The 21,791-nt window shown below is 56.3% G+C and carries 22 protein-coding genes and 1 riboswitch; of the genes, 1 reads left to right on the top strand and 21 read right to left on the bottom strand.

The genetic code is table 11. From position 1 onward, the window contains the following. The 10 genes from GOV89_RS20695 to GOV89_RS20650 all read right to left on the bottom strand — a co-directional run. The coding region (locus tag GOV89_RS20695) for an Ig-like domain-containing protein (protein ID WP_171238962.1) at window positions 1-616 on the bottom strand (616 nt) is incomplete at its 3' end. A 522-nt stretch (window positions 617-1,138) separates the two neighbouring features. Further along, a complete protein-coding gene (gene trpB, locus GOV89_RS20690; RefSeq protein ID WP_171235355.1) occupies window positions 1,139-2,386 on the bottom strand; it encodes a tryptophan synthase subunit beta in 1,248 nt (415 codons plus the stop codon). A 69-nt stretch (window positions 2,387-2,455) separates the two neighbouring features. Further along, window positions 2,456-2,791, bottom strand: a complete 336-nt coding sequence (locus GOV89_RS20685) for a hypothetical protein (RefSeq protein ID WP_171235356.1) — start codon at window positions 2,789-2,791, stop codon at window positions 2,456-2,458. A gap of 47 nt (window positions 2,792-2,838) precedes the next feature. Further along, entirely contained in the window at window positions 2,839-3,480 is a 642-nt protein-coding gene (locus GOV89_RS20680; RefSeq protein ID WP_171238961.1) for a phosphoribosylanthranilate isomerase, read from the bottom strand. Between the two features lie 11 nt (window positions 3,481-3,491). Beyond that, entirely contained in the window at window positions 3,492-3,842 is a 351-nt protein-coding gene (locus tag GOV89_RS20675) for a lipopolysaccharide assembly protein LapA domain-containing protein (protein WP_171235358.1), read from the bottom strand. Window positions 3,843-3,849: 7 nt separating this feature from the next. Beyond that, complete coding sequence (ihfB, locus tag GOV89_RS20670) at window positions 3,850-4,134, bottom strand: integration host factor subunit beta (protein ID WP_050603110.1); 285 nt, start codon at window positions 4,132-4,134, stop codon at window positions 3,850-3,852. Between the two features lie 270 nt (window positions 4,135-4,404). Further along, window positions 4,405-6,081 (bottom strand): 30S ribosomal protein S1, encoded by a 1,677-nt coding sequence (gene rpsA, locus GOV89_RS20665; protein WP_068337749.1) that lies wholly within the window; start codon window positions 6,079-6,081, stop codon window positions 4,405-4,407. A 263-nt stretch (window positions 6,082-6,344) separates the two neighbouring features. Next, window positions 6,345-6,629 (bottom strand): DUF6525 family protein, encoded by a 285-nt coding sequence (locus GOV89_RS20660; RefSeq protein WP_256368565.1) that lies wholly within the window; start codon window positions 6,627-6,629, stop codon window positions 6,345-6,347. Window positions 6,630-6,793: 164 nt separating this feature from the next. Next, window positions 6,794-8,479: a tryptophan halogenase family protein gene (locus tag GOV89_RS20655; protein WP_171238960.1), complete on the bottom strand. Its 1,686-nt coding sequence runs from the start codon at window positions 8,477-8,479 to the stop codon at window positions 6,794-6,796. 310 nt (window positions 8,480-8,789) lie between these two features. Continuing rightward, window positions 8,790-9,338, bottom strand: a complete 549-nt coding sequence (locus GOV89_RS20650) for a hypothetical protein (RefSeq protein ID WP_171238959.1) — start codon at window positions 9,336-9,338, stop codon at window positions 8,790-8,792. A 218-nt stretch (window positions 9,339-9,556) separates the two neighbouring features. Here GOV89_RS20650 and GOV89_RS20645 point away from each other — a divergent pair, with 218 nt between their 5' ends. After that, window positions 9,557-10,033 carry a YHS domain-containing (seleno)protein gene (locus tag GOV89_RS20645; protein ID WP_171238958.1) on the top strand — a complete coding sequence of 159 codons (477 nt, stop codon included), beginning with the start codon at window positions 9,557-9,559 and terminating at the stop codon, window positions 10,031-10,033. A gap of 23 nt (window positions 10,034-10,056) precedes the next feature. Here the strand turns inward: GOV89_RS20645 and cmk are convergent, their stop codons facing one another. From cmk to miaB, 11 genes are all read right to left on the bottom strand, one after another. Continuing rightward, window positions 10,057-10,674: a (d)CMP kinase gene (gene cmk, locus GOV89_RS20640; protein WP_171238957.1), complete on the bottom strand. Its 618-nt coding sequence runs from the start codon at window positions 10,672-10,674 to the stop codon at window positions 10,057-10,059. Beyond that, window positions 10,671-12,017 (bottom strand): 3-phosphoshikimate 1-carboxyvinyltransferase, encoded by a 1,347-nt coding sequence (aroA, locus tag GOV89_RS20635; protein ID WP_171238956.1) that lies wholly within the window; start codon window positions 12,015-12,017, stop codon window positions 10,671-10,673. Before aroA ends, cmk begins: the two co-directional genes overlap by 4 nt. Window positions 12,018-12,102: 85 nt before the next feature. Then, on the bottom strand, window positions 12,103-13,176 hold the full coding sequence (locus GOV89_RS20630) for an amidohydrolase family protein (RefSeq protein WP_171238955.1): 1,074 nt from the start codon (window positions 13,174-13,176) through the stop codon (window positions 12,103-12,105). A gap of 85 nt (window positions 13,177-13,261) precedes the next feature. Next, window positions 13,262-13,975 (bottom strand): tRNA (guanosine(46)-N7)-methyltransferase TrmB, encoded by a 714-nt coding sequence (gene trmB, locus GOV89_RS20625; protein WP_171238954.1) that lies wholly within the window; start codon window positions 13,973-13,975, stop codon window positions 13,262-13,264. Between the two features lie 97 nt (window positions 13,976-14,072). Beyond that, complete coding sequence (metK, locus tag GOV89_RS20620) at window positions 14,073-15,254, bottom strand: methionine adenosyltransferase (RefSeq protein WP_171181442.1); 1,182 nt, start codon at window positions 15,252-15,254, stop codon at window positions 14,073-14,075. 5 nt (window positions 15,255-15,259) lie between these two features. After that, window positions 15,260-15,308, bottom strand: a riboswitch (SAM-SAH riboswitch). A 37-nt stretch (window positions 15,309-15,345) separates the two neighbouring features. Continuing rightward, entirely contained in the window at window positions 15,346-16,854 is a 1,509-nt protein-coding gene (lnt, locus tag GOV89_RS20615; protein ID WP_171238953.1) for an apolipoprotein N-acyltransferase, read from the bottom strand. Then, on the bottom strand, window positions 16,851-17,738 hold the full coding sequence (locus GOV89_RS20610) for a hemolysin family protein (protein ID WP_171181446.1): 888 nt from the start codon (window positions 17,736-17,738) through the stop codon (window positions 16,851-16,853). Before GOV89_RS20610 ends, lnt begins: the two co-directional genes overlap by 4 nt. A 35-nt stretch (window positions 17,739-17,773) precedes the next feature. Further along, a complete protein-coding gene (gene ybeY, locus GOV89_RS20605; RefSeq protein ID WP_171181455.1) occupies window positions 17,774-18,268 on the bottom strand; it encodes an rRNA maturation RNase YbeY in 495 nt (164 codons plus the stop codon). Between the two features lie 36 nt (window positions 18,269-18,304). Next, window positions 18,305-19,327 (bottom strand): PhoH family protein, encoded by a 1,023-nt coding sequence (locus GOV89_RS20600; RefSeq protein ID WP_171181457.1) that lies wholly within the window; start codon window positions 19,325-19,327, stop codon window positions 18,305-18,307. A gap of 124 nt (window positions 19,328-19,451) precedes the next feature. Further along, entirely contained in the window at window positions 19,452-20,216 is a 765-nt protein-coding gene (locus GOV89_RS20595) for an outer membrane beta-barrel protein (protein ID WP_348540065.1), read from the bottom strand. 173 nt (window positions 20,217-20,389) lie between these two features. Continuing rightward, a complete protein-coding gene (gene miaB, locus GOV89_RS20590; protein ID WP_171238952.1) occupies window positions 20,390-21,709 on the bottom strand; it encodes a tRNA (N6-isopentenyl adenosine(37)-C2)-methylthiotransferase MiaB in 1,320 nt (439 codons plus the stop codon). Between the last annotated feature and the right edge of the window lie 82 nt (window positions 21,710-21,791).

The following is a 21,791-nucleotide window of genomic DNA, read 5'->3' as shown; positions in this document are numbered from 1 at the left end:
TATAGTTGCTGCCCGACCCGGACAATGTCGCTGTAGCGTTGGTCAAAGCCAGATCACCCACCGAGAAATCGGTGCTGGGCTCGCTAAGAGTGATCGACGCTTGAAACGTACCGTTTCCGGTGGCTGTCAGTGCACCGATTGTGGCCGTCGGTTGGGTTGTGTCCACAAGCGTCCGTGTGTTGATTGGAACCGTGTTCGTCACACCGGACAGCGCGAATTCGTACCGAAAAAGCGGCCCGCCTGCGGTTTCCTGCGCTGTGAATACAAACCCCATGTATCCATCTGCTGCATAAGTCGAATCCGCCCCATCCTGGCTGATAATAGTCGGGTTGATCCAACCAAGCCCTGTCAGCGTGGCAGGCGTGATTGCTGGCAGCGCCGTAGATACGGATCCGAAGTTGTAAAACGTGCCTGCCGGGACAGCACCTCCAGCAGAAACGAAGGCCAAGGACAGTACTGGATTATTGGAAATCGCAATATTGCCGCCGCTGGGCGTAGGGTTGTTCTGCGCTATGAAATTGGTGCCAAGTGCTGCACCCTGTTTCGTTCCACCAAGCAAAAGCGCTGCAACCAGAAGCACGAGGCTCAAAAACCTCAACATAGCAGACCTTACCATTTTACCTCCTACAGCATTCCATGGGCGCCAAACAAAGAGTGGCTTGAGTCAAAACAGCAACCCAAGCGTGTCACCTCTTGTTCCAACAAGTAGAGACATCCCCAAAAAACCGGCCCCCATAAGCCGATTATCAAAACGTTAAAACAATTCTTATAAGTTGTATAGAATTTGAAGTTGCTCGACTAAGCACTTAGTGCAGCGAATGTGTTTTGCTTGTTTTGCAGTACATAAGCGCCACGCAATACAAATGGCTATTATTGAGGGATTTGGGCTTAAAACCACTGCATAGCAACGTACGCAGAAGCGGTTACAAAAGGACAATCGAACCCGGCAAAAACTAGCAAAATTGCAACAGTTGAAGGGATTTCGTCAGTCTTTGTCCGATCAGGAAACGCGCGTATTCATGCCAACTGCTAGCTGAGAACCACGCGCTTCCTGGCTTTAGACGACTCAATCAAAAGACGAGTTCCACAGTGCAGCTGCCCGGAAATGAAAAACCGTGGCAACATCTGCGGCTTTACTTTAGTCAGCCGTGCGGCCTTCGGTGTCAGACATGTCGAAATTCAGATATTTCGCCACTGTCTGAACGTCTTTGTCGCCTCGACCGCACATGTTCATGCAGATCAGGTGATCCTTGGGCAGATCCGGCGCAATCTTCATCACATGAGCCAGCGCGTGGCTGGGCTCCAGCGCGGGGATGATGCCTTCGGTCGCACAACACAACTGGAACGCCTCAAGCGCCTCTTTGTCGGTGATCGAGACATAATTGGCGCGACCAATGTCATTCAACCAGGAATGCTCGGGCCCGATTCCCGGATAATCCAGACCAGCCGAAATCGAATAGCCCTCAAGTATCTGACCATCATCATCCTGCAGCAGATAGGTGCGGTTACCGTGCAGCACGCCCGGACGGCCTCCGGTCAGCGAAGCGCAATGCTCCATCTTCTCGTTCACACCTTTGCCACCAGCTTCAACACCGATGATGTTCACCTCTTTGTCGTCGAGGAAGGGGTAGAACAGACCCATCGCATTCGACCCACCACCGATGGCAGCGATGATCGTATCGGGCAGACGGCCTTCGGCCTTCATCATCTGCTCTTTCGCTTCTTTTCCGATGATCGACTGAAAATCGCGGACCATCGCCGGATAGGGATGCGGACCGGCCACGGTACCAATGCAGTAGAACGTGTCGCGCACATTGGTCACCCAATCACGCAGAGCGTCGTTCATCGCATCTTTCAGCGTACCACGACCCGAGGTTACTGGAATCACCTCGGCCCCCAGCAGACGCATGCGGAACACGTTCGGGGCCTGACGCTGAACGTCATGCGCACCCATGTACACGATGCATTTCAGACCAAACTTGGCGCAAACGGTTGCAGTTGCCACGCCGTGCTGCCCTGCCCCAGTTTCAGCTATGATCCGGGTTTTGCCCATGCGCCGCGCCAGAATGATCTGGCCCAACACGTTGTTAATCTTGTGCGCGCCGGTATGGTTCAGCTCGTCACGCTTCAGGTAGATCTTTGCGCCACCCAGATGCTCGGTCAGGCGTTCCGCAAAATACAGCGGCGAAGGGCGACCAACGTAATTCGCCCAAAGATCATCCATCTCGGCCCAGAAGGTGGGGTCATCCTTGGCTTTGTTGTATTCCTCTTCCAGCGACAGGATCAGCGGCATCAGCGTTTCGCTGACAAATCGCCCGCCGAAGATGCCAAAGCGGCCTTGCTCGTCAGGGCCGGACATGAAGGAATTGAAAAGATCGTTGGCCATGGGTGTCTCCACTCGTCGTATCCGTTGTTCATAGGTTGTGGCGACAAGATTTGCCATGGGCAAAACGCATCATTCCGCAACCCGTATGTTTTGTCGCCAGACCTGAATTGCCTGTTCCGCAGAGGGCACGCCTATGCACGGAAAGTGGTAGAACCGGTTCACATCCGCCAGCCGATCGGCTGCCAGCATGACACGTCGATGAGGACCCGATTGTGCAAACGTCAGCATCGCCTCGATATCGTGCCAAACGCTCAGCGAAAAATAGAGCCCATCCTGCCGGAACACAGCTGCGTGCAGACACAACGGGTCGCCTTTTGCTTGCCTGTACGCCTGACCCGCGCGCCAGAAAAATTCGGGCGCGTTGTACCAGTGTCTCAGGGAAACACCACCTATTGCCGCCAACATACTGTCTTCCTCCCCAAACGGGGATACGCGGCAACTAAAGGATCAGATCACTGCAAAGCGGCTGCAAATTCGCCGATCAGGGTTGCGTCCTTTACACCCGGCGCGCTTTCCACGCCCGAAGAGACATCGACCTGCCGCGCGCCGGTCATCCTGGCAGCTTCAGCAACGTTCTGCGGCGTCAGACCACCGGCCAGCATCCAAGGACGCCGCCAGTATTTCCGACCGGCCAGCAAGCGCCAGTCAAACGCCAGCCCGTTGCCTCCTGGCAGTTCCGCGCCCCGAGGCGGCTTTGCGTCGATCAACAATTGATCGGCCACTTCGGAATACAGATCTATTGCGTCCAGATCCTCGGCCTCGGCAACACCTATCGCCTTCATCACAGGCAAACCGAACCGGTCCCGGACCTCAGAAACCCGTTCAGGACTCTCTTTACCGTGTAACTGCAGCATATCCAGCGGAACCGCAGACACGATGCTGTCCAGCTCTTCGTCAGTGGCGTTTACCACCAACGCCACCTTGGCGACGCCGGGCGGAACCATTTGGGCCAGTTCCGCAGCCTGCGAAACGTCCAAATGGCGAGGTGATTTCGGAAAGAAAACAAAACCGACATAGCCTGCCCCGGCCTCAACGGCTGCACGCACGTGATCAGATGCGGTCAAGCCGCAGATTTTGAACCTAACATCGGACATGGGAATTGGGCTCAGCTTGCCTCATCCAGAAGGGCCAGAACGTCATCTTTGCCCTCGTTTTGCTTTTTCTTGAGCTTGTTGACCTCTCGCTCGAGCTTGCGCACTTCGCTTTTCTTCGCGGTCGCGTCACGGCGATGCTTGTGTTCACGCATCCATTCCCAAATGAAGCCAATGATCAGACCGGCCACAACACCACCCAGAACCACCAGGAACAACGGAAGCGAAGCGGTCAGATTGAATCCCAACAACTCAGCCAGCGGATCCGGCATCAGCTTGAGTTCAACCGACTCAACATTGGCCAGAGACACCGAAATCAGGATGATCCCAAGCGTCCCAAGAAAAGCATATCGAATGTAGCGCATCATACGGTCAGGCTTTACCGTTCAATCGGTCCCTAAGCAACTTACCAGTTTTGAAAAACGGTACACATTTTTCCTCGACCTGCACCGTCTCTCCTGTGCGTGGGTTACGCCCCACACGCGCATCGCGCTTTTTGACCGAAAACGCGCCGAAACCACGCAGTTCAACACGATCGCCGCGGGCCATGGCGTCGGTGACTTCTTCGAACACGGTATTCACAATCCGCTCAACATCACGCTGATAGAGATGTGGGTTTTCGTCAGCGATTTTCTGAATCAATTCTGAACGGATCATGCGTGATACCCTCCCAGGCAGCCGGTGTGTCAGGTCTACTGATTTGACAGTATAGGAAAAAATCCGGTTTGGGGGAACGCATACTCTGCGCGCTGAGGCTTTATTTTGCCATATTCTCACGCGATTTTTTGCCGGACAGGGGTTTTTCCGCACTTAAAGCGCAAACATTACCGAAATTAACACGGCCGATTGGAAAACCTTGATTCGCAACAAAAACGGCCCCGCGCTGAAGCGCGAGGCCGAAAAGCTTGTTTGGGATGTGTCCCGGAATTAGTCGCCCGACTTCAGCGCTGCACCCAGGATATCGCCCAGCGACGCGCCCGAATCGGAAGAACCGTACTGTTCCACGGCCTCTTTCTCTTCGGCGATCTCGCGTGCCTTGATCGACAGGCCCAGACGGCGGGTCTTGCTGTCAACGTTGGTGACGCGGACGTCGACCTTGTCACCGACCGAGAAACGCTCGGGGCGCTGTTCGGCACGGTCACGCGACAGGTCGGAACGACGGATGAACGACTTCATGCCTTCGTACTCGACCTCGATGCCGCCATCTTCGATTGCGGTCACTTCGACAGTGATAACCGAGCCACGTTTCACGCCGCCCACGGCTTCGGCGAACTTGTCACCGCCCAGGGCTTTGATCGACAGCGAAATACGCTCTTTCTCGACATCCACTTCCGAGACAACCGCCTGAACGACGTCGCCTTTGCGGTAGTTCTGGATCGCATCCTCGCCACGCTCGTCCCAGGACAGATCCGACAGGTGAACCATGCCGTCGATGTCGCCTTCGAGGCCAATGAACAGACCGAATTCGGTGATGTTCTTGACTTCGCCTTCGACCTCGGTGCCCTCGGGGTGAGTTTCTGCAAACACTTCCCATGGGTTGCGCTGAGTCTGCTTCAGGCCCAGAGACACGCGACGCTTGGCGCCGTCGATTTCCAGAACCATGACGTCGACTTCCTGGCTGGTCGAAACGATCTTGCCGGGGTGGACGTTTTTCTTGGTCCAGGACATCTCGGAGACGTGCACCAGACCTTCGACACCGGCTTCCAGCTCGACGAACGCGCCGTAGTCGGTGATGTTGGTGACGCGACCCTGATGGACCGAGCCCAGCGGGTATTTCGCAGCAACCAGATCCCACGGATCTTCCTGCAGCTGCTTCATGCCCAGGCTGATGCGGTGGGTTTCTTTGTTGATCTTGATGACCTGAACCTTGATGGTTTCGCCGATCGTCAGGATCTCGGACGGGTGGTTCACACGACGCCATGCCATGTCGGTGACGTGCAGCAGGCCGTCAACGCCGCCCAGGTCAACGAATGCACCGTATTCGGTGATGTTCTTGACAACACCCTCGACGGTCTGACCTTCGGACAGGTTGCCGATGACTTCGGCGCGCTGTTCGGCACGCGATTCTTCCAGGATTGCGCGGCGCGAAACAACGATGTTGCCACGGCGGCGGTCCATTTTCAGAATCTGGAACGGCTGCTTCAGACCCATCAGCGGGCCAGCATCGCGCACAGGGCGAACGTCAACCTGCGAACCGGGCAGGAACGCAACTGCGCCACCCAGATCGACAGTGAAGCCACCTTTGACGCGGCCAAAGATCGCACCTTCGACGCGCTGGTCGTCGGCATATGCTTTTTCCAGACGGTCCCATGCCTCTTCACGGCGGGCCATCTCGCGTGAGATGACGGCTTCGCCACGGGCGTTTTCTGCGGCGCGCAGGTAGACTTCGACCTCGTCACCAACAGCGATTTCAGGGGCTTCGCCGGGATTTGCGAATTCTTTCAGATCAACGCGGCCTTCCATTTTGTAGCCTACGTCGATGATGGCCTGGCCGGCTTCGATCGCCAGAACCTTGCCTTTGACAACAGAACCCTCTTCGGGTGTGTCCATTTCGAAGCTTTCGTTAAGGAGGGCTTCGAATTCCTCCATGGATGCGTTAGCCATGTGGCGTTGTTTTCCTTTACAGTACGTTTTTGCTGGCCGAGCGGTTGTCTCCGCCGGTCTTGTTTCATGATGCCGTCTGGCGTGACCCGGTGCACCCCTGAGCAAACAAACACAAAGGGCCGAGGTAACCCGGCCCTGCTCAGAAACGTCATCCGGACGTTGACCGCCCTTGTATCGACAGCGCGCGTATAGGCGGATTCCTCGACATGTGCAAGGGTAAAGCCCATGTTTTCAAGGTTCGGCAGGTCTTTTCAGAGGGCTGTTCAGCGTTTGGCGCTCCAAACCCCGGCATCGCGCTGCAACATCGCCTGTTCTATCTCATCCAAGCGCATCAACGCGGCAGACGGATCGCGTGCACCTCCGGCCCGGTTCCATATTTTCTGAGCGGACACCGGGCTCCACGGCAAACTGGCAGCAGCCAACCATTGCCGCAACCCCGGCGGCAGCGAGTCATAAACCTGCATCGGTGCAGTTTCTCTTTGCCGACGTTTGAGGCCGGTCCGCAGATTTCGGCGGAATTTGCAGCCGTGATCTGACTGTCTTTGCAATGCACATATCCTTCACATTCATTATGTAATTACATAACGATAATAGGTTGCGCAAGTGCCTACTAGGCTGCTTTTTCGCCCACCCAAGACGAGCTTGAGGCAGGGGCGTTCACCCCAACCTTCATTTTTGCCAAAGTGGGTTCTGCCCCGGGCTCAAAGGGCCTCTAGAACAACTGCAGATCTTTTGCACCGCTTTGGATTTCTGCAAAGTTCGGCATGTTCTGAATCCTAACAGGCGCTGGCGTGGTGCCGGGCATCGCAACAGTCGGTTGCGCTACCTTCGCCTTGCCAAAGGTAGGGCGCTCCAGCTCGCCGCGGATATCGCGCAGCAGCGTTTTGTGGTCAGGCATTGATCTGATGATCTGAGCAAGATCTTCCTTCGCGCGCTGCATACCCTGATACCAGATCACCTTCTTCAATGGTCGCACTCGATCCCGGATGCCTGGCCCATAACCCGTATCATAGACCTGCTTGCCCAACAGAACCGTCTGATACACGCGGTGGTCAAAAAGCGTGGCGAATTCCACATCGTGATCCATTGGCAGGCGGTGCTGCCATAGCTCCAAATTCTCGGCCAACCGGTCCGGCACCTTCATCTGTGTCCGCGCATCAATCCAATAGGGATCGTCCGTGCGATTGCCCAAACGGTAGTGCAGGCAGATAAACTCCAGCACCTCGTTGTACATCTTGTCCATCTGCCGATTATATCTTGCGCGCAGCGATGGCTCGATGGCGCGCGTTGGCAAATGCTCGGCGAACCAGCGCACCGCATGATCAATCATGTGGATCGCGGTACTTTCCAGCGGTTCGATGAACCCGCCAGACAGACCAATAGCGACACAGTTCTTGACCCAGGCATTGCGCACACGTCCAACGCGCATCGGAATGACACGCGGCGTCAAACCCTTGCCGCTGTCCCCAAGCCATTCGAGGTACTCATCCGCCGCCTGATCATCGGTTCGATGCGCCGATGAGAACACATACCCCGTGCCCACACGGTTGTAGAGCGGCACCCGCCATGTCCAGCCCGCGCCAAGTGCGGTGGATCGTGTCAGGCTCTCGATCTTTTTCGGATTGGGATGTTCGATCTGCAACGCCATGGCGCGATCATTGGGCAGGTAATCCGAGTAATCCAAAAACGGCTCGCCCAGCGCCTTGTTGATGATCAATCCGCGGAAACCAGTGCAGTCAATAACCATCTCGATGTCATGGCGACCCCTACGCTCGAGCGTCAGATGGCTGACATTGCCCTGTTCATCCAGTTCAACTGATTGCACCTCATCCCGGATATGTTCAACACCTCGATCTGTGCAGACCTTGGTCAGCATCCCGGCAAATTTCACTGCATCCAGATGGTAAGCGTAACCAAACCGCTGCTCAAACTCGGGCTGGCCCAACTGTCGTGCGCCCTTGCACAGCCGACCCAGATCGTCGTGCGGCGAGATTGACTGGGTAAAGTCCCGATCCCCATTGCCGAACCGCAGGAAATACTCGGCAGCATCCAAACCTTCCAACATCTGGCCGTGTGCAAAGGGATTCACATAGTCGATACGATTACCCTTGCGGTCCTTGTTCCAATTGCAGAACTTCACGCCCAGCTTGAAGGATGCGTTGGTTTCGCGGAAAAAATCCCGCTCTGTAATGCCTGCCTGGCGCAGCGTCACAGGCATGCGGGGCACCGTGGCCTCGCCCACCCCGACGGTCGATATATTGGGGCTCTCAATCAGGCAGATCCGTGGGCGATCTTTTTGCGACGACGTTCGGGAAAACACCATGTCCAGGATCAGCGCGGTCATCCATCCCGCCGTGCCGCCGCCCACGATGGTGATTTGGTTCAGACGATTATTCATGTGGTTTTGTCCCTGTTGGCTCGGGGGATTTTGCAGCTGCTTCCCCCTTTTTTGGGGTTATTTGGCAGCTTTCCCTTTTTTGCTTGAGGGAAACTATAACAGCTTTCCAGCGTCCATCTAGGGCTTATCGCGGCATATTGCGCACGCATATGCGACCGGCTTGAACCGTATCTGCGGGTAAGCGACTTTTCTTGGCGGGCACGACGCGATCTGTGGCATGTGGAATCTTTCCTGGCCGCGCAAATAACGCAGCAGAGCGGTACGAATGAAGCGGATTAAGATAAGGACATGCGCTGGGTTCAGGCGCCGGTCAGATTTCTTCACCCTTCTTCAAAAGCTCTTCGATCAGGGCACGTTGCAGATCCGTACTGTCACCCCCACCAAATTCCGCAGCCCCGCCGGAATAAAGCGTGCCATACGTCTTCGCGATATTCACCGTCTGCGCCAACCCCGAGATTAGCTGATCCTTTTCCAGCAACGACAAAGGGTGGATAAACGCAGCCCACAATATGCCATTTGCAATCGCATAACGCGCGTCCAGAGTGCTGTCGAAATTGGCCTGCATCACCCGGGTCAAGTCTTCTTCGGACAGATCTGCGGCATTGCCGACCGCAACCATGGCTCGCATCCGATCTGCATTGATGTCAGTGATGACCAAAACCTGAACACCGGCCACTGTCATCTGAAATCCAGGCCCATGGGGCTGTGCTTCGGGGTCCAGTGCAAAAAGGATATTACCCAGCCGCTCGTATGTCATTGGAGGCTCGGCATTTAGGCCATCAGGCGAGGCTTCGGGCGCGACCTCCTGCGCAGCAAGGCTTCCGGCGGCGAAAATCAGAAAGATGGCTAAGCGAAACATGAGGTCACTCCTGCAGACATGCTTTGACAATAAGCAGTGAAGCTCAAACTGGCCAAACAAAGCTTAGTGATCTGCGAAGCCCAATAATTCTGTCAATTGTACGATCTGCAAAATAACGCGTTCTTTCTGAGATTACACGTTCAGAAGCTTAACCTTAACTGTTTTTCATCGGTCGACACACCGGTCGGTCCGAAACTGAAATCAAAAGGAAAACCACTATGAAATCGCTCATCCTGCCCGTTCTTGCGGCTGCTGTCGCCCTATCCACACCGGCCTTTGCCGCTGACGAGATCAACGTCTCCAACGGCATCTCGGCCGCAGGTGCGCCGCTGGCCGCGCACGGCGTTGATCTGGTTGCACTGGTCAATGAAGGCAATCCCGTGGAAGGCTTCGCAACCCACTCAGCAACTTATGACGGTGCTTCTTACTACTTCACGACCGCAGCTAACCGGGAAGCGTTTGAGGCGAACCCGGCGGCTTTCTTGCCGCAGCATGGCGGCTTCTGCTCGTTCGGCGTATCAGTTGGCAAGAAATTTGACGGCGATCCGGATCAGTACCTGGTGGCAGACGGCAAACTGTACCTTTTCCTGAATGCTGAAACCCGCGCAGCCTTTCTGAAAGACGTTGTCTCTACGGCAAAAACTGCTGACGATCAGTGGGCAAACATCAAAAGCGTTGCCGTGGGCGAGCTGTAAGAGCCAAACCTTTGCTCGCGGCGTCAGTGCGCTGCGGGCAATTTTTCGTTGATGGCGTCTAGCGCTTTTGCCAATGCGGCCTCGATACTCAGATCTGTTGTGTCCACCTGAACCGCATCTTCCGCAGGTTTCATCGGAGCAGTGCTGCGCTCAGCGTCGCGCGCGTCGCGTTCTTTGACATCTGACAGAACCTGTTCGCGCGTCACGTCAGCACCCTTGGCGCTGAGCTCAAGATACCGGCGTTCGGCACGCACTTCGGCGCTGGCCGTCACAAACAACTTCACCTCGGCATTTGGACAAATCACCGTCCCGATATCACGCCCATCCAAAACAGCCCCCCCAGCCCTACGGGCAAAGGCGCGTTGAAAATCCACCAACGCGGCGCGGACCTCGGGAATGACCGCTACTTTGGACGCGGCTTGTGCGATTTCGGCAGTGCGCAGATCGCCTTGCGACAATTCTTCGGCGGTCAAAGCCTTTGCCGCGTCGACAGGATCGACACCCTTCAAAACACGTCGACCTACCGCACGATAGAGCAGCCCTGTGTCCAGATAGGCAAACCCAAAATGTGCTGCAACGGCCTTTGAGATTGTGCCCTTGCCTGCAGCCGCAGGCCCGTCAATCGCGACTGTGAAGCTCACGAGCGTTCGACCTTAGCACCCAGCGATGCCATCAACGGTTCAAAAATCGGGAAAGACGTTGCAATCGGGCCGCCATCGTCCACGCTAACTGGCTTCTGCGCGCCCATGCCCATCACCATGAAAGACATGGCAATGCGGTGATCCAGAAAGCTTTCGCAGGTGCCGGCCCCGGGAACGTTGCCGATACCCAGCCCTTCGACCGACCACCAATCGTCACCCTCATTCACCGTCACACCGTTTGCGCGCAGGCCACGCGCCATGGCGTCGATGCGGTCGCTTTCCTTGACGCGCAGCTCTTTTACACCGCCCATCATCGTGGTGCCGGTTGCGTTGGCCGCAACCACGGACAGCACAGGATATTCATCGATCATCGAAGCCGCGCGTTCTGGCGGCACGGTGATCCCCTTCATGTTCGGCGAATATTTTGCACGCAGATCGGCAACAGGCTCGCCACCCTCCTCGCGCTCATTCTCGTAAGTCAGGTCTGCACCCATCTCACGCAGTGTGGTGAACAGGCCAGCGCGGGTCGGGTTCAGGCCAATGCCGGGCACTAGCACATCCGAGCCGGGTGTGATCAGCGCAGCGCACACTGGGAAGGCCGCGCTGGACGGATCACGCGGCACGGCGATAACCTGCGGCTTCAATTCAGGACGTCCTGTCAGGGTAATGACACGACCTTCATCGGTATCTTCAACCGTGATCTCAGCACCGAAGCCAGCCAGCATACGCTCAGAATGGTCGCGGGTCGCTTCTTTCTCGATCACAACGGTTTTGCCGGGGGCATTCAATCCCGCCAGCAACACAGCAGATTTGACCTGGGCCGAGGGTACGGGCACTTCGTACCGAACCGGCACGGGGTCTGCCGCGCCCACGATGGTCATCGGCAAGCGTCCCCCGGACCGACCAACCGATTGCGCGCCAAACAGGGCTAGAGGGTCAGTCACCCGTGCCATAGGGCGTTTGTTCAGGCTGGCGTCGCCCGTAAAGGTCGCCGTGATCGGAGAGGTTGCCATAGCGCCCATGATCAGTCGCACGCCGGTGCCTGAGTTGCCGCAATCGATCACCTGATCCGGTTCGGCAAATCCGCCAACGCCCACGCCATGCACGGTCCATTCCCCGCCACCGTGATCCGTAACCTCAGCCCCAAAGGCCCGCATCGCCTTGGCCGTGTCCAAAACGTCTTCGCCCTCCAGCAGGCCCGAGATCCTGGTCTCACCCACTGCCATCGCGCCAAGGATCAGCGATCGGTGCGAGATCGACTTGTCACCCGGCACCTCGGCCGTGCCGGTCAGCGGGCCGCAGGGATGCGAAGTCATCGGGTTGGGCGTACCGTGTCCGGACATGGGGGCTCCTTTTGCGCTATCAGTTCAAGGCGGATTAGCGAATTGGAGCGGCTTGGTCCAGCGGCAATGAGCGCAAAGCGGTCTCTCAGGCTTCACCCAGCCATTTCGCTGGGTTTTCTTCGGCGATCTGCCGGAAAATCTCCTCGCCCAAGATGTTGCGCAGCCGGAAACAGACCGCCTTTTCTGACAGCGCTTCTTGCCGGGTCATGTAGTAATCTGATCCAAACAGGACACGCGACCTGAGGCGCTCACCTTCTTCATCCTCGCCGGTTAGAAAAATGCGCAAGAAGGGGGCGTAATCCTCGAACTGGAACAATGTGTAAGAGATATCCGTCCAGAGGCCCGGGTAATTTCCGCTGCCGATCATCTGCCGGATCGCCACTTGCCAGTTCCTGTTGAAGGCGTCGTCCAGCGGGTTCTTGCGATCCGGATTGACATAGGCGTCCCAGTCCCGCTGCCCGCCAAAATGCGCCAGGCAAATCCGTAGCTTGGGATGAGCACGCATTACGGGAATAAACGCCTCTGGCTCGGTATAGCGGTCGGCCCAATAGTTCGAAAGATAGCGCCCCTGAACGCCGCCGCGTGAGCAATGCGACATGACCGGCAGGTTCAACTCTTCTAACCGTGGGTAAACATGCTGCATTAGAACCGGATCGTCCGGTGCGAATCCAAGACGCGGATAGAGTTTTAGGCCGCGAAACTTCAAACCATCGATGGCCCGCCAGAGTTCTGTGGCCTGCGGGTCCGCCCGCGGGTCAATCGTTGCAAAGGGTATCACTGATCGGCCGACCTCGGGGTCGCCAGACAGCTTCGCCAACTCGTCATGTTGCGCGCTCAAGGAAACCTCTGGCGTCCCAAAGCCAAAGGCTGACATCTCCATTGGCAGGACGACAAAGCGGGTATCGCTCGGATAGTGTCGCCTCAGGTTGTCCAGAATATCTCGCTGGCTGCCCGCGTCCGTTTCCTGCTGAAAGCGATAGAGCCTGTCCAGTTTCTCGGCGGCTGTATGCTGACCAACCACACGGGCACCAAATGCCAGGGCTTTGATCAGCCAAGGCATCTTCTTGAATGGCCTGAGCGCCGGATAAGGGTAATCCTCGGGCACATGGCGCGCGTGAAACAGGTGCGTGTGGCAGTTCGTGATCCGTATGTCAGACATGGCAATCCTGGAAAAAACAATGCTGAAATGCGTGCTCCGCACACAGACTAACATAGTGTTCAGGATTACAGAAATTTGAAACTGATCAGGGTTCAATCCGACGGAAGGTCAGGTAATGTGGCACCCGCCCTTCCCGCAGGGCTTTTTGTTCGTATCGGGTTGAAATCCAGTCATTCCAGGGCTCACGCCAATCCGCTGGGCGTTCCGCCAGCCATTCGAATCCCGCGCGTGGAACTTCTTCCAGCGTTTGGCGCACATAGTCGGGAATGTCGGTGGCAACGCGAAAGATCGCACCCGGCTTCAACACCTTTGCCAATGGCTCCAGATGTTCAGGCGTCACAAAACGGCGGCGATGATGGCGGGTCTTTGGCCAAGGGTCCGGATAGAGCAGGAAGGCGCGCGAGATGCTGGCTTCGGGCAACACATCGAACAGATCGCGCGCATCGCCGGGATGTACAGCCAGGTTCTCGACCCCCGCTTGCCGGATTTTACCCAGCAGCATCGCAACACCGTTGATATAAGGTTCTGCCCCGATGATGCCGATATCCGGGTTGCTTTGCGCCTGATGCACCAGATGTTCACCGCCGCCAAAGCCAATTTCAAGCCAAACAGGCTTGCCTCCGAACAGCCCATCCAAGTCCAATGGGTTGCGTTCGGGGTTGGTTTCCCAATCCACGGCACCTGGCGACAGCGCGGCCAAGTCTTCATTCAGATAAGTCTTTTGGCTGGGCTTCAGGGTCTTACCCTTGAAGCGGCCATAGAAATTTCTGCGCGGGCGTTGTGGGGTCTCGGTGCTCATGGCGGTGGCCATACTGCGCGGGCCTTGGCGTTGCAAGTGCGCGACGTGCCCGCAACAAAAAAGCGCGCCCGACAGGCGCGCTTTCTTTCTGTTTGGATCAGACTGCGGCTTTCAGCGCGTCAACCAGATCAGTGCGTTCCCAGCTAAAGCCGCCATCTGCATCAGGTTCACGCCCAAAATGGCCGTAAGCTGCAGTGCGCTGATAGATCGGCTTGTTCATTTGCAGATGCTCACGAATGCCGCGCGGTGTCAGATCCATGACCTGCCCAACGGCCTTTTCGATAACTTCATCTGAAACGTGACCTGTTCCATACGTGTCAGCATAAATCGACAGCGGCTTGGAAACGCCAATCGCATAGCTCAGCTGGATCGTGCAACGCTCTGCCATGCCAGCAGCGACAACGTTCTTAGCCAGGTAACGTGCGGCATAAGCAGCGGAACGGTCCACCTTGGTCGGGTCTTTGCCCGAGAACGCGCCGCCGCCATGCGGGGCCGCGCCACCATATGTGTCAACAATGATCTTGCGACCGGTCAAACCTGCGTCGCCATCCGGGCCACCAATCACGAATTTGCCCGTCGGATTCACATGCCATTCAGTATCAGCAGACAACCAGCCTTCGGGCAGAGTTTCGCGAATATAGGGTTCAACGATTTCGCGGATGTCATCGGATGTCAGCGCTTCATCCAGATGCTGCGTCGACAAAACGACCGAGCTTACGCCGACCGGCTTGCCATCATTATAGATGACGGACAATTGTGACTTGGCATCGGGGCCCAGCGCAGGTTCGGCACCGCTTTTGCGCACTTCGGCCAGACGACGCAGGATAGCGTGCGAGTACTGGATCGGTGCGGGCATAAGCGCGGGGGTTTCGGTTGTGGCGTAACCAAACATGATGCCCTGGTCGCCTGCACCTTCGTCTTTGTTATCCGCAGCATCAACACCTTGTGCAATGTGAGCGGATTGTTCGTGCAGCAGGTTTGTTACCTCGACGGTTTCGTGGTGAAACTTGTCCTGCTCATAGCCAATGTCTTTGATACAATCGCGGGCAATCTCTTCAATACGACCCATGTAGTCGTGCAGCTTGTCTTTATCCGACAGGCCGACTTCGCCGCCAATAACGACACGGTTGGTCGTGGCAAAGGTCTCGCAGGCCACACGTGCTTCGGGTTCTTCATTCAGAAATGCGTCAAGGACGGCATCCGAAATGCGGTCACAGACCTTGTCAGGGTGCCCTTCGGAAACGGACTCCGAAGTAAAAGTATAGTTCTGTCGGGACATAAATGTGCTCCATTAGGGTTTCTCTGCCACGCCAGGAAGCCGTTGTGACAGGTCAAAGACGCATACGCCCACGTGCAGGTGCGGTCAATCTCTAATAGTTCTCGCGCAAGCGAGCACTGAATAGGATGATGGCGCCAAGAAACAAAAGGATCACAAGAACGGCACTGTCTCCTGTCCGCGAATAAATAGTCGACTGTTGCGGCAATGGAAGGACGGCATCGAGATATCCGCCCTCGCCCAAAGACAAAGAGGCCGTGACACGGCCCAGAGGGTCGATCATGGCCGATATACCAGTATTCGCTGAACGGATCATCGGCAGGCCCTGTTCGATCGCCCTCATCCGAGCTTGAACCATATGCTGATACGGGCCAGATCGGGTTCCGAACCAGGCATCATTGGTGATCTGCAAAAGGAAATCCGCCCGCCCCGATGCACCGTTTACATCTTGTGGAAAAACGGCTTCGTAGCAGATCAGCGGCAGAGCATTCCCCAGCTCTCCCATATCCATCAATTCGGGGCCAGGGCCCGCGCTGAATCCATGGCCCGTCGTTGCTGCCATTCCGTGAATGCCAAAACGCCCCAACAGGTCGCCGAAAGGAACATATTCTCCGAAAGGGGCCAGATGGTGTTTGTCATAAAGCCCTGCCTGCTGCCCGTTGGCATCAAGTTGGATCATCGAGTTGAAAATCCTCGGCCCGTCTCCGCGCTGTATGCCCAGTACAACCGGGGTTCCCTGCGCGGCATCTGCAATCGCGGCTAAAAACGGTTGTGCACTGCCAAGCCAAGCGGGCACAGCAGTTTCAGGCCAAACGATCAGATCAGGCTCTGGCCGGGCGGCGGTGTACTCAATCTGCCTTGAAAAGAACAAAGGGGCGTATGCCGGATCCCATTTTTGATGCTGAGGCGCATTTGGTTGCACCACCCGAACGACGTGCGGTCCGTCGTGAACCGTTGGCCGTATCGCGGCATAGCTTAACGCGACGACGGCCAATCCGGCTGTAAATACCAGTGACTGCACCAGCCCTCGAAAAGGTCTGGGGTGCATCATTGCCGAACCGATTGGGAAGGTCGCAGCGAACGTCAGGGCGTTTAACCCAAACGGCCCGAACAAAGACAGCAATTGCGCCACTGGTGTTTCGATCCAGACCTGCGAAACCCCTGCCCAAGGGAAACCGGTTAGCACGTAGCCTCGGGCCAGTTCAGCCAAGGACAGGGTAACGATCAAGAGCAAGCTTTGGCGAAAAGGTGACGCGCCCGGGCGGCGAGACATCCAAAAAGAAACGGCCCAGAACAGGGCGAGGCCACCTGCCATAAATAACAGCGCAAACGGTGCCATCCAGGCGTGGCGTTCCGCGTCCACCTGAAACGGCTCGATGATCCAACTAAGCGCATGCGCGAAATAGCCCGTCGCAAATACCCAACCTATCCAGCCAGCCCGCGCGCGGGTTTCACTGGCCAGAAAAATCGGTACGATCAGGATCAGAGACAGGATAGTAAGTGCCCAATAGCCATAAGGCGCCAAACCAAACCCCGCCACTCCGCCAAGCATGGCGACGGCCAGTAACCTCAGCGGGAAAGGCCAGCCCCGCGTGGGGGTCATGCAGCGATGTCCGGCAGCATGACGCGAAGCCTTTTTATACGTCGCGGATCAGCGTCGATGACTTCAAATTCCGGTCCTTCAGGGTGGATCACAACCTCTCCCCGTGCGGGCACACGGCCCGACAACATGAAAACCAAGCCGCCCAGAGTATCGATTTCTTCTTCATCCACGTCTTCATGGCTGGTCAGCGAGCGGCCAATCTCGGCCTCGAAATCCTCAAGAGGGACACGGGCCTGAACGACATAACAGCCGGGCTTCTCTTGCACCCAAAGCTGATCTTCATCTGCATCATGTTCGTCTGCGATTTCACCTACGACCTGCTCGATCAGGTCCTCGATGGTCAGCAGGCCATCAACGCCACCGTACTCATCGATCACCAACGCCATATGGCGTCGCTCCGTCTGCATTTTGGTCAGCAGAACGCCGATCGGCATTGAAGGCGGCACGAAAAGCAGCGTGCGCAGCATCGAAACGAGATCAAAGTTGCTACCTCCGCCATTGAACCCATGAGTCAAGGCAAAGTCTTTGAGGTGGACGAACCCCAGCGGCGTATCCAGCGTGCCTTCATAGACCGGGATTCTGGAAAGCCCGCTTTCGCGAAAGACATCCGCCAGTTCATCCTTGGAGATCGTCGAAGGGACTGAAATGATTTCTGCCGTAGGAATGGCGACATCTTCCACGCGCATCCGACGCAGGTTAATCATCCCTCGGGATTGGGGTACCGTTGCATCCTGCCCGTTCAACACCGGTTGCGGTTGGGACTCATCACCCGAAAACGCATCTATGATCCTTGAAAAGAAACCGCTTTTCTCTTCGGTCGCATTGCTGCTGTCCTGTGGTTGCGCGCTGTGCGCTGCCCTAGAACTGCCGTCTGTCTCGCCCATTATCCTGTTCCAACTGATCGGGTCATCTGACCCCTTCATACCTTATATGGGTCATCGATACCTAATTTGCCAAGTATCTCGACCTCAATCCCCTCCATCAGGGTGGCATCGGGATCACGAATGTGATCATACCCCAGTAAATGCAACGTTCCGTGAACAAGCAAATGGATCACGTGATCGTCCATCGCCTTCCCAGCCTCCGCCGCCTCACGCGCGCAGGTGTCGAAAGAAATCGCGATATCACCTAAGGGGATTTCACCTGTAAAGTCCGGCTCCGGTGAAACCGGCTCCTGACCCGGCTCTTCCGGGGCCAGATCCTCGGCTGGCCAACTCAGAACATTGGTGGCACTTGGCTTGCCGCGAAACTCTGTATTCAGGTCTGCGATCCGCGCATCGTCGCAGCCCAGAACGCTGACTTCACAGACCTCAGAGTCCAGCTCGACAAACGTCAAAACAGCAGAAATCGCCTTATGCGACAAAGCCTCAAGACCTTGCCACCGATTGTCTTCGACAGTGAGTTCCAGCTTCATCTTACCGCACATCAGCCCTTGCAAAGGGCCTTGCACTCAACTGGTATCGCGGCCCGCATCGGCCTCATACGCTTCGATGATGGCGGCGACAAGCGGGTGACGAACGACGTCTTTTGAGGTGAAGTAGTTGAAGCTGATATTTGGTATCGTTTTCAACAACCTTTCAGCATCCGCCAAGCCTGACTGCACCCCGCGCGGCAGATCAACTTGCGACCTGTCGCCGGTAATCACCATACGACTACCCTCACCCAAACGGGTCAGGAACATCTTCATCTGCATGGTCGTCGCATTCTGCGCCTCGTCCAGAACCACAAAGGCGTTCGCCAGCGTTCGACCGCGCATGAATGCCAGCGGAGCGATTTCGATTCGTTTTTCCTCAATCAGCTTGGCCAGTTGCTTGCCCGGCAGGAAGTCGTTCAGCGCATCATAGAGCGGCTGCATATACGGATCGACCTTGTCCTTCATGTCACCGGGCAAGTAGCCCAGCTTTTCACCCGCTTCGACCGCTGGGCGGCTCAGGATGATTCGATCCACGTGGCCGCCGATGAACATCGAAACACCCACAGCCACCGCCAGATACGTTTTCCCCGTTCCCGCAGGACCAATGCCAAAGGCCAACTCGTTCTGGAAGAGCGACTGAACATAGGCCTTTTGGGCATCCGTGCGCGGTTCAACCAGTTTCTTGCGGGTCTTGATCTCGACCGATCCGCCCTTGAACATTTCAAGCTGATCGCCGTCGCGGGAGCCAGTGCCTTGTTCCGAGGCCCCCATGCGGAGCTCGCGATCTACATCCGCAGCCTCTACCTCGCGCCCACCTTCCAGGCGAGTATAGAGCGACTGCAGAACCTCCACGGCGTGTTTCTGAGCATCTTCATCCCCCATGACAACAAGCTGATTGCCACGACGTACAATCTGGACGGAAAGCTTGCTTTCAATATCCGTCAGATTGCGGTCATATTCACCACACAGGTCAATCAACAATCGGTTGTCGGGAAATTCTACAAACGCCTCGCGCTGGGGCATTTCATCTTGCGGTGGGGTCAGGGCACCGATGGCCAATCCGTTCTCCTGTCTTGGCTGTTCACCCCGAGCGTAGACAACAAAACTCGGTGGGCGCAAGCCACAGTTTCAAAAATTAGTGCTTGGATGACAAAACAGCCGAAATATGCCGTTCGGGTCTACATCAAAAGGTGTAGTTCAGCCCAAATCTCAGGCCGCCATATTTAGGTGTCGACTTAGTGGAAAACCCCGAGCTGAACGCAATGGTTTTCGAGTCGAATTGGACGTACTCGTATTCACCGGTAATCGACCAGCTGTCGCTCAGTTTATGTTCGGCCCCGATGCTGGCCGAGTATCCGTTCCGCCGATCAGTAACCGCGAAATTCTGCGTCGAACTCCCTGATGTGATGCTGTTGGTCGTGTCAACGTCACCCCACAAATAGCCGATGCTGACAAAGTACAGGATTCGTCCGCTGCGGTTGGTCAGACCATTTCTAAACCGGATCGCCAGCACATCTGACACCTCGGTCCCACCCTGAACATCGAAACCTCCAATCCGGGCACCGACACTGTCATCGAAGGATCCGAGCTGATACCCGATTTCAAAGCCATATACGTAATCACGGCCACCTCTGGCGGGCAGGATGCCGCGCCAGCCTCCACGAATCTCTCCGTAAGATCCGGACAAATCCTGTTCGCCGATATCGAACAATCCGGCGGGTGTCCTGAGGCCGAAACGATCATCGCCACCCGCGCCATACCCACCGGCCAAACCCAGATAGAAAGCGCTGACGTCGCTGCCGAATCTGGACGGGCTGATCACTTCGGGTTCCGTCACAGTTTCCTTCAGATCACCTGCTATTGTCGCACTGGCAAGAAGAGTGGCAACCGATGCCGCAGGCAATGTTCTGCCAAGTTTTGAAATCCTGAAGTTCGTAAGGGTCGTCACTCGTGCCTCCATAACTCCGGCCGCAAGATTGGCCTAAAACCGTTTTTTGCACGCAAAACTTCACGCCCGGAAAAACTTGGCCCTTCTCCGAACATAGTTCCCAGCGATAAATCAAGGGTAAATTTTGGAAACAAACACCAATTATGGTGGCTGGCTGGTGGATATTTGACGATCTACAGCAACTCACCTGCCAGTGAATTTGCACCCGACTCGGTGATCCGAACTTCTTTCAAATCTCCAATCGCGATCTCGAGACCTTTTACGTGAACCGAATGAAGATACTCGGATTTTCCGACCATCTGTCCGGGCAGGCGGCCCGGCTTTTCGAACAGAACACGCACAGTACGGCCCACCATGGCATCCTGAATTTCCCGCTGATGCCGAGTGATCAGTGCTTGAAGCCTTTGCAACCGTTCATCCGCCGCCGCAGGGTCCACTTGGGACCGTTCGGCCGCTGGCGTTCCGGGGCGGGTCGAGTATTTGAACGAATATGCGTAGCCGTATTTGACCGCTTCGACCAAATATATGGTCGCCTGGAAATCCTCTTCCGTCTCTTCGGGGAAACCGACGATAAAGTCGCCGGACATCACAATATCCGGGCGCGCCGCGCGAATTCTTTCGATCAGACGCAAATAGCTTTCGGCCGTGTGGCTGCGATTCATCCGCTTGAGAATGCGGTCCGAGCCCGACTGCACCGGCAGGTGCAGGTAAGGCATCAGCTTGTCGCAGGTGCCATGTGCCTCGATCAGATCATCGGCCATGTCGTTGGGGTGTGAGGTAGTAAAGCGAATCCTCTCTAACCCGTCGACCTTGTTCAACTCCCAGATCAGACCGGCCAAAGTCATGTCCCCGTTCGGGCCCGCGCCGTGATAGGCATTCACATTCTGCCCCAGCAGAGTGATTTCGCGCACGCCGCGCTCAACCAGATCATGCGCTTCGCGAATAATGCGATCAGTCGGGCGGCTGACCTCAGCACCACGTGTATAGGGCACGACGCAGAAGGCGCAGAACTTGTCACAACCTTCCTGAACAGTCAGAAACGCCGTCGGGCCTCGCTTGGCCTTGGGGCGGTTCTTTAGCTTCTCGAACTTGTCTTCTTCGGGAAAATCCGTATCCAGCGCCTTTTCCCCGGCGCGTGTCTTGGCCTCCATCTCTGGCAAGCGATGATAGCTTTGCGGGCCAACGACCAGATCGACCAGAGGCTGGCGGCGCATGATCTCTTCACCCTCGGCCTGCGCGACACATCCCGCAACGCCGATTTTCAGATCCGGCTTCTCGGCCTTCAGACCCTTGAACCGACCCAGTTCGGAATACACCTTTTCCGCGGCCTTTTCGCGAATGTGGCAGGTGTTCAGAAGGATCATGTCCGCATCATCGGGCGTTTTGGTTTCAACATAGCCCTGCCCGCCCAAAGCCTCGGACATGCGCTCACTGTCATAGACATTCATCTGACAGCCATAGGTCTTGATAAACAGCTTCTTCGGTTCAGACATGGATCGGGCCTTTGCATTCGCGGGACCGGCGTCGTCTATATGCTTCGAACGCCGCTTGCAATGCGGGCGCAATTACCCGAAT

It is taken from the genome of Ruegeria sp. HKCCA5763 (genome assembly GCF_013034545.1).
Lineage (GTDB): Bacteria > Pseudomonadota > Alphaproteobacteria > Rhodobacterales > Rhodobacteraceae > Ruegeria.
Note: the sequence above shows the minus strand (reverse complement) of the source record. Positions and strands in the feature narration are given on the sequence as shown.